This window comes from Hamadaea sp., from assembly GCF_013362815.1.
Classification (GTDB): domain Bacteria; phylum Actinomycetota; class Actinomycetes; order Mycobacteriales; family Micromonosporaceae; genus Hamadaea.
This window is the reverse complement of record NZ_JABFVK010000113.1, coordinates 1-8,711: the sequence shown is the minus strand read 5'-3', so window position 1 is coordinate 8,711 and position 8,711 is coordinate 1. Positions and strand designations below refer to the sequence as shown.

The following is an 8,711-nucleotide window of genomic DNA, read 5'->3' as shown; positions in this document are numbered from 1 at the left end:
GGGCGCGATCGCGCTGATCACCGCGCACCAGGAGCTGGAGAACGTCACCGTCGAGCGGGACCTCGCCCGGTTCAAGAAGTCGGTCGATCAGCGCTGGGGCGAGCTCGTCTACGACGGCCTGTGGTTCTCGCCGCTCAAGTCCTCGCTGGAGGCCTTCATCGACGAGTCGCAGAAGCACGTCACGGGCGAGATCCGCATGACGCTGCACGGCGGGCGGGCCGTGGTCACCGGGCGGCGCTCGGAGGCCTCGCTGTACGACTTCAGCCTCGCCACGTACGACGAGGGCGACCTGTTCGACCAGTCGCTGGCCAAGGGCTTCGTGGATCTGTGGGGTCTGCCGTCCCGGCTCGCCTCCGCCCGCGACACCCGGCTGGGCTGACCCGCTCGCCTCTTTCCCGTTGATCATGAACCTATGGTCCCGCCCAACCGGCGTGTCGCGTCCCTAGGTTCATGATCAACGTGAGTGGCCGAGCCACGCAAACGCTTGCAGCTAGGAGAACGCAATGAAGCTATGGGGTGGACGGTTCGAAGGCGGCCCGGCCGAGGCGCTGGCCCGGCTGAGCGTCAGCGTGCACTTCGACTGGCGGCTGGCGGCGTACGACATCGCCGGGTCGAAGGCGCACGCCAAGGTGCTCGCCGACGCCGGTCTGCTGACGCCGGACGAGCTGGGCCGGATGCTCGCGGCGCTGGACGAGCTGGCCGCGGACGTCGAGTCGGGCACGTTCCAGGCGACCCCGGCCGACGAGGACGTCCACACCGCGCTCGAACGCGGTCTGCTGGAGAAGCTCGGCGCGCTCGGCGGCAAGCTGCGCGCCGGGCGCTCCCGGAACGACCAGGTCGCTACGGATCTGCGCCTCTACCTGCGCGATCACGCCCGGGGACTGGCGCTCGGGATCGCCGACCTGGCCGATGCGCTCACCGAGCAGGCGGCCCAGCACGTCGCGACCCCGGCTCCCGGGATGACCCATGTGCAGCACGCCCAGCCGGTGACCTTCGGGCATTGGCTGCTCGCCCATGTCCAGCCGTTGCTGCGGGATCTGGACCGGCTGCGGGACTGGGATCGGCGTACGGCGGTCAGCCCGCTCGGCGCAGGCGCGCTGGCCGGATCGTCGCTCCCGCTCGACCCGGAGCGCGTCGCCAAGGAGCTCGGGTTCACGAAGTCGGCGGCCAACTCGATGGACGCCGTCTCCGACCGGGACTTCGTCGCCGAGTTCCTGTTCGTGACGGCGCTGCTCGGCGTACACCTGAGCCGGCTCGGCGAGGAGGTCGTCCTCTGGACCTCCCAGGAGTTCGGCTGGGTGGAGCTGGACGACGCGTTCGCCACGGGGTCGTCGATCATGCCGCAGAAGAAGAACGCCGACATCGCCGAGCTCGCCCGGGGCAAGGCCGGCCGGCTCATCGGCGGCCTGGTCGCGGTGCTCACCATGCTCAAGGGCCTGCCGCTCACCTACGACCGCGACATGCAGGAGGACAAGGAGCCCGCGTTCGACGCCCTCGACACGCTGGAACTGGTCCTGCCCGCGCTCACCGGCATGATCGCCACGATGACGGTCAAGACCGACGTCCTCAAGGCCGCCGCTCCGATCGGCTTCTCGCTCGCCACTGAGGTCGCCGACTATTTGGTACGCAAAGGGGTCGCGTTCCGCGACGCGCACGAGATCACCGGTCGTCTGGTGGCTCTCTGCGCCGCCCGGGGAGTGGAACTGCACGAGGTCGCCGATGACGAGCTGACGTCGATCTCGGCCGAACTCGATCCCGGCGTACGCGAAGTGCTGTCGGTCGACTCGGCGCTGGCGGCCCGGAAGACTCCGGGTTCGACCGGTCCACTGGCCGTCGCCGAGCAGCTGGCGCAGGTGGAACGCGAGTTGTCCGAGGCTCGGGCGTGGACCGAGGTCTGAGCTTCCTGGCCGCGCCCGCCTCCGACATCCCGAAGACGGCCAAGCAGCTGCTCGGCTGGGAGGTGTCGGCCAACGGCGTCACGGTCCGGCTCACCGAAGTCGAGGCGTACGCGGGAACGGGGGAGGACCCGGCGTCGCACGCGCACCGCGGTCCGACCCCGCGGACGAAGGTGATGTTCGGCCCGGCCGGGCACGCCTACGTCTACTTCGTCTTCGGTATGCACTGGTGCCTGAACGTGGTGTGCGGCCCCGAAGGTGAGGCATCCGCCGTGCTTCTCCGCGCCGGGGAGGTGATCGGCGGCCTCGAAACCGCCCGGGAACGACGGGGCAGCGGACCGGACCGGGAGCTCGCCCGAGGCCCCGCACGACTGGTGAAGACGCTCGGCATCGGGCCGGACGCGAACGGAACCTCCATGGTGGACGGTACGGGTCCGCTGCTGCTCCGACCGCCGACGCGGCTGGTGACACCGGACGAGATCGTGGCGGGTCCCCGGGTCGGGGTGGCCGGGGCGCACGACGTCCCCTGGCGCTTCTGGATCTCCGGGAACCCGACCGTCAGCGCCTACCGGCGGCACTCGCCGCGCAAACGCTCCCGCTAGCCCGCCCGTTCTGGCGCTCAAGATCGTCGCGTTATCCGGGATGACGTCCCCTCGTCGCGCCGCAAAGCCGCGTTATCCCGGGATAACACACGCGCCCGGGATGCGCACGCCCGGGATGCGCACGCCCGGGATGCGCACGCCCGGGATGCGCACGCGCCCGCGTCAGCGAAGGAAGTCAGGACTCGTCGATGTGCATGGCGGATTCCTCCGCAGTCAGCTGATCGTCTTCGCCGGTGTCCTCGCCCCAAGCCTCGGCTTCGTCGTCCACGCCGGCCCCGAGGTCCGGCGCGACCAGCCGACCGACCGGTGAGTCGGGGTCGGCGTACGGGTCGGGGGCCTCGTCTTCGACCAGCACCTCGTCCGACTCCTCGTCGGGGTCGTCGAACTCGCCTTCGAGCGCCCGGTCGGCGTCGTACGCCTGACTCGGCCCCTCGGCGAGGTCGGCCTCCTCCTCTGGAGTGGCGCTCTCGTCAGGCAGGTACGAAGGTTCGTCGCCCGGCAGCGCGGGGGCCGTGTCGTCGGTGATCCGCTCGCTGTCGTCCGTGTCGTACGCGGTCGAGGTGTCGTCGGCGTAGTCGGGGATGCCGTCGGGAACCGTCATAACGTCAAGCTACCCCCGATCCGGCGGGCCGAATCGCGTATCGCGGAGTCAAACCACCCCTGATCAGCCGGGCCGAATCACATATCGCAGATAGGTGCCGAGCTCTCGTTCGATCGGGCCGTCCAGGGTCAGCCCGAGGCGTTCGGCCACCCGGATCGACGGGGCGTTGGCCGGCCGGATCAGCGCCACGACCGGCTCACCCGGGGCGCGTCGCCGAGCCAGGTCCAGCGCCGCGCGGCCGGTCTCCTGGGCGTACCCGTGGCCCCAGGCGCTCGTCGCGAAGCGGTAGTAGAGGTTCAGCCCGTCCTCGCCGGTCAGCGCGGGCCGCACGCCGCCGAATCCGATGATCTCGCCGGTTTCGGCCAGCCGCACGGTCCAGTAGCCGAAGCCCATCCGCGCCCACTGGAACGACCAGGCCGCCAGCGTCCGGTCGCTGTCGCTCTCGTCGGTCTGCGGTCCCGCGGGATTGTGGACGTTCGTCGCCGGGTCGGCGTGGATCGCGAAATGCGCAGCCGTGTCGGCCGGGGTCGGCCGGCACAACAGCAGCCGGTCCGTGCGGGTCCAGGTGTTGCCCTCGGTCACGCCCCGCGCCAGACTCGACCCCGCACCGGCCGGCCACGATCCCAGCAACCGGGCCGTGGCGGGTCGCGCCAACTCGCGGGCCATCAGGACCACGTCGTGGCGCGCGTCGCCGATCGCGACGGCGTTTTCCATCCAGCCGATACGCCGAAAGCCGCAGTCTTCGTACAAGGCGATCGCGCCATGGTTGTTTCCCCGGACACTGAGTGTCAGAAGTTCCAGGCCATGGGCCGAGGCGTCGGCGGCGACCGCGTCGATGAGCGCGCGGCCGAGGCCGGAACCCCGATGCCCGGGATCGACCGTCAGCTTGTCGAGGTCGCCCTGCACCCACCGGGTGGCCCATTCGCTTCGGTGCCACTGCGCGGTCCCGACGACTTCGTCGTCCACGACCGCGCCGATCAGGCCGCCGTTTCCGGCCTTCGCCGCCGAGATGACGTCGAGCAACCAGGTGCGGGCGTACTCGACGGTGACGTCGGTGGGCAGTCCGATGGCCTCCCGGCGGCGTACCGCCTCGACCAGTAGCGCCGCGATCTGATCGAAACGGGGGTCGGCGGGGTCGGTCACGGTGATCAAGTCGGGCACCTCGACAGCCTAAGCGACATCAATCGCGGGTTGACTGACGTCGTATGTGATGGCATGGTGATGTCATCTCGACATCACCGCGATGTCGCCGCCCCTGGGGAGGGACTCGTGCACTTCGCACCGCTGCGCCAACGGAACTTCGCCCTGTTGTGGTGGGCCGGGTTGATCTCGATCGCGGGTGACTGGACGCTGCGCATCGCGCTGCCGATCTACGTGCTGCAGCTGACCGGATCCGCGCTGGCGACGAGCGGAGCGGTCATCGCGGCGCTCGCCCCGACGCTGCTGGTCGGCCTGGTCGCCGGGGTCTACGTGGATCGCTGGGATCGCCGGACGGTGTTGCTCGTCGTCAGCGTCCTCCAGGGCGTGACGCTCCTGCCGCTGCTGGCCGTCGACTCGGCCGCCGGTCTCTGGATCGTGTACGCCGTGCTGTTCGTCCAGTCGGCGCTCTCCCAGTTCTTCATCCCGGCCGAGAACGCCCTGCTGCCGAGCCTGGTCGGGGCCGATCAGCTGCCCGCTGCGAACTCGCTCAACTCACTGAACAACAACATCGGGCGGCTCGCCGGACCGGCCCTGGGCGGGCTGCTGGCCGCGTCGCTCGGGCTCACCGGGGTGGTCGTGGTCGACGCCGTCTCGTTCCTGCTCGCCGCCGCGTTGGTCGCCGGTATCCGGGGGCGGTTCGCCGTTGCCCGCGACGCCGCCGCCCCGTCTCTCGGCGTACGCCGAGAGCTGGCCGAAGGCCTCCGGACGGCGGCCGCCTCCCCGATGCTCCGTACGCTGCTCACGATCGGGGCGGCGCTGTCGATCGGCGAGGGCATCATGGGCGGCGTCTTCCCGGTCTTCGTCACCGGCCCGTTGCACGGCGGCGCACGCGAACTCGGCTGGACGATGTCGGCCCAAGCCGTCGGCGGCATCCTCGGCGGATTCGTCGGCGGGCGGATCGCCTCCCGGATCGCCCCGGGACCTCTGCTGGGCTGGTCGCTCGCCCTGTTCGGGCTGATCGACCTCGCGATCTTCAACTATCCCCGCTGGGCGGGCATGCTCTGGCCGGGGCTCGTCCTCTTCGTGGTCGTCGGAGTGCCGGCCGTACTCGGCGGGGTGGCCTGGATGACGCTCCTGCAGCAGGCGACGCTGGACGCGTACCGCGGGAGGATCTTCTCGGTGGTGATGGTGCTGGAGGCGCTGGCGGGCCTGGCGGGTGCGAGCCTGGCGGGGACGCTGACCGACCGGCTGGGCGTGATGAACCTGCTCACGGTGCAGGGCGCGATGCCGATTCTGTGCGCGGTGGGTTTCGCGCTCGTCTCCGGCCGCCTGGGCGATCGACCGAACCCGGCGGTAGTCTCGCCCGAGAGGGAACCCGTCGCGGAAGCGTCCTGAGGAGACAGACGATGGCTGAGAAGACGATCGGCGTCGGTGACGTAGCGCCCGACTTCACCCTCCCGGCGCAGACCGGCGAACAGGTGACGCTGTCGGACTACCGCGGCGACAAGATCGTCGTCTTGTACTTCTACCCGAAGGACGAGACGCGCGGGTGTACCGCGGAGGCCTGCGCCTTCCGGGACAGCTACGAGGAATTCGCCGAGGCCGGCGCGCAGGTCGTCGGGATCAGCTCCGACTCGGTCGCGTCGCACGAGAAGTTCGCGAACAAGTACAACCTGCCCTTCACCCTGGTGGCGGACGAGGGCGGTGAGGTACGCAAGCGCTACGGCGTGCCCGCGACGCTCGGCATCCTCCCCGGCCGGGTCACCTACGTCATCGACCGCGAGGGTGTGGTCCGCCACACCTTCACCTCGATGGTCAACATCGGCAAGCACATCGAGGGCGCGCTGGCGATCGTCCGTTCGCTGGCGACCGAGCAGGCCTCGGCCTGACGGCGCGATCATGAGCACGCGCGTGTTCTGGGCGGACGAGGCGCACGACCGCGAACACGGCGACCGGTACGCCGACCTCGTCACCCGGGAGGCGGAGCTGTTCCGGCCCGCCTTCGGCGACATCGCCCCCGTCGAGTTCGCCTGCATCGGCTGGAGGCTGGCGACCCCGCCGTTCCTCGAGCCGGGCTTCGTCCGCTGGCACCGGCGTATCTTGACGGCGGAGTGCCGGCGGGACACCTGGGACGGGTCCCTCGTCGCCGACGTGCGGATCGTCTCCGACCTGCCCCCACAGCTCACGCGTACGCGTGAATGGTGGCGCGATCGCGGCTGGGAGGGCTGGCCGCGGATCCTCGGGCAGTACATCCGGCCCAGCGACAAGGACCTGAGCAAACGGCCCTACCTGCTGCCGACCCTGCGGATGCAGGCGCCGATCCCGCTCGGCGGCCTCCCGCCCGCGCCGGACGGCCCGACCGACGACCTGGCCGGTGCGGCCCGGCACGCCGTCATGACCATCGTCCGGGAGCTCGACGAGCTGCTGAGTCCGGTCCTCACCCAGCTGGAGCTCCCGGAGCCCGCAGGGGACGATGCGGATCGATTCCCCAGCGCACCGGAGCCCGACGTCGCATGATGAAGCCATGACCACCGCTCGAGACATCATGCATCCCGGCGTGGAATGCGTGCCTGCGCACGAGACGCTCGACCGCGCCGCCCAGATGATGCGGGACATGAACGTCGGATCGCTGCCCATCTGCGGCCCCGGCGACAAGCTGACCGGCATCCTGACCGACCGCGACATCGTGGTGAAGTGCGTCGCCGTGGGCAAGGACCCGGCCAAGATGACCGCCGGCGAGCTGGCGGCGGGCACTCCGGTCTGGTGCGACGCCAGCGCGGACGAGTCCGACGTCATCAGCCTCATGGAGAGCAACAAGATCCGGCGGATGCCGGTGATCGAGGAGCACATGCTGGTCGGCATGATCAGCGAGGCCGACCTCGCCCAGCACCTCTCCGAGGACAAGCTCGCGCACTTCGTGGCGACTGTGACGGCCGCGCCGCCGAGCAAGGGCCAGCAGACCCACTGACGCCTCGCTGACGTGCCGCTCAGCCGAACGAGAACGACGCCAGCACCAAGCCGGTCGTGCAGAGGACGAGGAAGCCGACGACGATCGCGGCCGCCACGACCACGGTCTTGCCCGTACGCGGTGGCCGTGAGTGCGGATACTGCGGGCTCATGCCGACAACGTAAACCGGTGTGCGGCCCGCCGGGCGGATGCGGAACAATCGGGTGTGTGACACACATCCTCGACGATCTGCAGTGGCGGGGCCTGCTCCAGGACTCGACCGGCCTCGACGACCTGCGCAAGCACCTCGACTCCGGGCCGATCAGCTTCTATGTGGGCTTCGACCCGACGGCGGCCAGCCTGCACCTGGGCCATCTCACTCAGGCTCTCACGGCGCGTCGCCTGCAGCTCGCCGGGCACAAGCCGCTGCTGCTCGTCGGCGGCGCGACCGGTCAGATCGGCGACCCCAAGGAGGGCGGCGAGCGTACGCTCAACCCGCCGGAGGTCACCGCGGGCTGGGTCACCAAGATCCGGGCTCAGGTCGAGCCCTTCTTCGACTTCGACGGTCCGGCTGCGGCCACCATGGTGAACAACCTGGACTGGACCGAGCCGATGGGGGTCATCGAGTTCCTCCGGGACGTCGGCAAACACTTCCCGATCAACAAGATGCTGGCCCGGGACGTCGTGCGTACGCGGCTGGAGTCGGGCATCAGCTTCACGGAGTTCGCGTACCAGCTGCTCCAGTCGCACGACTTCTACGAGCTGCACGTACGCAACGGCTGCACGCTCCAGTTCGGCGGCTCCGACCAGTGGGGCAACATCACCGCCGGGGTGGACTACATCCGCCGTCGCGGCGCCGGACCGGTGCACGCGTTCGTCACGCCGCTGGTGACCAAGGCCGACGGCACCAAGTTCGGCAAGACCGAAGGCGGCGCCATCTGGCTCGACGCCACCATGACCAGCCCGTACGCCTTCTACCAGTTCTGGTTCAACACCGACGACCGGGACGTGATGCGGTACCTGAAGTACTTCAGCTTCCGCAGTCACGAGGAGCTGACCGCGTTGGCGGAGGAGACCCAGGAGCGCGCGTACGCCCGCGCCGCCCAGCGCGCGCTGGCTGAGGAGCTCACCACGCTGGTGCACGGCAAGGACGAGACCGCGCAGGTCGTGGCGGCCTCGCAGGCGCTGTTCGGACGTGCCGCGCTCGAAGATCTGTCGCCGTCCACCCTGCGGGCGGCGCTGTCCGAGGCAGGGCTGGCCACGGTGGACGAGTTGCCCACGTACGCCGGGCTCTTCAAGGAGGCCGGGCTCACCGCCGGTCTCGGTGAAGCTCGCCGGGCGATCGCCGAAGGCGGTCTCTACGTGAACAACGAACGGGTCACCGACGGCGACGCCGCGGTCGCTCCGGAGACGCTGCTGCACGAGCGATTCCTCGTACTGCGCAAGGGAAAGAAGACGATCGCCGGTGTTGAGCTGCGGAAATAGCCTGCGATCAACGATGTGACGCAGGACATCGGCCCCCGATT

At 69.9% G+C, this 8,711-nt stretch carries 10 protein-coding genes and 1 pseudogene; 8 read left to right on the top strand and 3 right to left on the bottom strand.

Features of this window, described 5'->3' with window-relative positions; translation table 11 throughout:
- From HOV77_RS33885 to HOV77_RS33875, 3 genes and pseudogenes are all read left to right on the top strand, one after another.
- A pseudogene (locus HOV77_RS33885) lies at nucleotides 1-379 on the top strand (argininosuccinate synthase domain-containing protein); the annotation flags it as partial.
- A 124-nt stretch (nucleotides 380-503) separates the two neighbouring features.
- Nucleotides 504-1,898: an argininosuccinate lyase gene (gene argH, locus HOV77_RS33880; protein WP_290870243.1), complete on the top strand. Its 1,395-nt coding sequence runs from the start codon at nucleotides 504-506 to the stop codon at nucleotides 1,896-1,898.
- Complete coding sequence (locus HOV77_RS33875) at nucleotides 1,883-2,497, top strand: DNA-3-methyladenine glycosylase (RefSeq protein ID WP_290870241.1); 615 nt, start codon at nucleotides 1,883-1,885, stop codon at nucleotides 2,495-2,497. The genes argH and HOV77_RS33875 overlap by 16 nt, the downstream gene beginning before the upstream one ends.
- Before the next feature lie 175 nt (nucleotides 2,498-2,672).
- Here HOV77_RS33875 and HOV77_RS33870 read toward each other — a convergent pair whose 3' ends face one another.
- Together HOV77_RS33870 and HOV77_RS33865 are read right to left on the bottom strand one after the other, a co-directional pair.
- Entirely contained in the window at nucleotides 2,673-3,098 is a 426-nt protein-coding gene (locus HOV77_RS33870) for a DUF5709 domain-containing protein (RefSeq protein WP_290870238.1), read from the bottom strand.
- 63 nt (nucleotides 3,099-3,161) lie between these two features.
- Nucleotides 3,162-4,259, bottom strand: coding sequence for a GNAT family N-acetyltransferase (locus HOV77_RS33865; protein WP_290870236.1), 1,098 nt, complete (start codon nucleotides 4,257-4,259; stop codon nucleotides 3,162-3,164).
- A 108-nt stretch (nucleotides 4,260-4,367) separates the two neighbouring features.
- Here HOV77_RS33865 and HOV77_RS33860 point away from each other — a divergent pair, with 108 nt between their 5' ends.
- The 4 genes from HOV77_RS33860 to HOV77_RS33845 are packed head-to-tail and all read left to right on the top strand — an operon-like array spanning nucleotide 4,368 to nucleotide 7,206.
- The gene (locus HOV77_RS33860) at nucleotides 4,368-5,633 is read left to right on the top strand and encodes an MFS transporter (protein WP_290870234.1); all 1,266 of its coding nucleotides are present in this window, start codon (nucleotides 4,368-4,370) and stop codon (nucleotides 5,631-5,633) included.
- 11 nt (nucleotides 5,634-5,644) lie between these two features.
- Nucleotides 5,645-6,127 carry a peroxiredoxin gene (locus tag HOV77_RS33855; protein ID WP_290870232.1) on the top strand — a complete coding sequence of 161 codons (483 nt, stop codon included), beginning with the start codon at nucleotides 5,645-5,647 and terminating at the stop codon, nucleotides 6,125-6,127.
- A 10-nt stretch (nucleotides 6,128-6,137) separates the two neighbouring features.
- On the top strand, nucleotides 6,138-6,755 hold the full coding sequence (locus HOV77_RS33850) for a hypothetical protein (RefSeq protein WP_290870229.1): 618 nt from the start codon (nucleotides 6,138-6,140) through the stop codon (nucleotides 6,753-6,755).
- Nucleotides 6,756-6,762: 7 nt separating this feature from the next.
- The gene (locus HOV77_RS33845; protein WP_290870227.1) at nucleotides 6,763-7,206 is read left to right on the top strand and encodes a CBS domain-containing protein; all 444 of its coding nucleotides are present in this window, start codon (nucleotides 6,763-6,765) and stop codon (nucleotides 7,204-7,206) included.
- Nucleotides 7,207-7,225: 19 nt separating this feature from the next.
- Here HOV77_RS33845 and HOV77_RS33840 read toward each other — a convergent pair whose 3' ends face one another.
- Complete coding sequence (locus tag HOV77_RS33840; protein ID WP_290870224.1) at nucleotides 7,226-7,357, bottom strand: hypothetical protein; 132 nt, start codon at nucleotides 7,355-7,357, stop codon at nucleotides 7,226-7,228.
- Nucleotides 7,358-7,413: 56 nt separating this feature from the next.
- Here HOV77_RS33840 and tyrS point away from each other — a divergent pair, with 56 nt between their 5' ends.
- Nucleotides 7,414-8,670, top strand: a complete 1,257-nt coding sequence (gene tyrS / locus HOV77_RS33835; RefSeq protein WP_290870221.1) for a tyrosine--tRNA ligase — start codon at nucleotides 7,414-7,416, stop codon at nucleotides 8,668-8,670.
- Nucleotides 8,671-8,711: the final 41 nt, after the last annotated feature.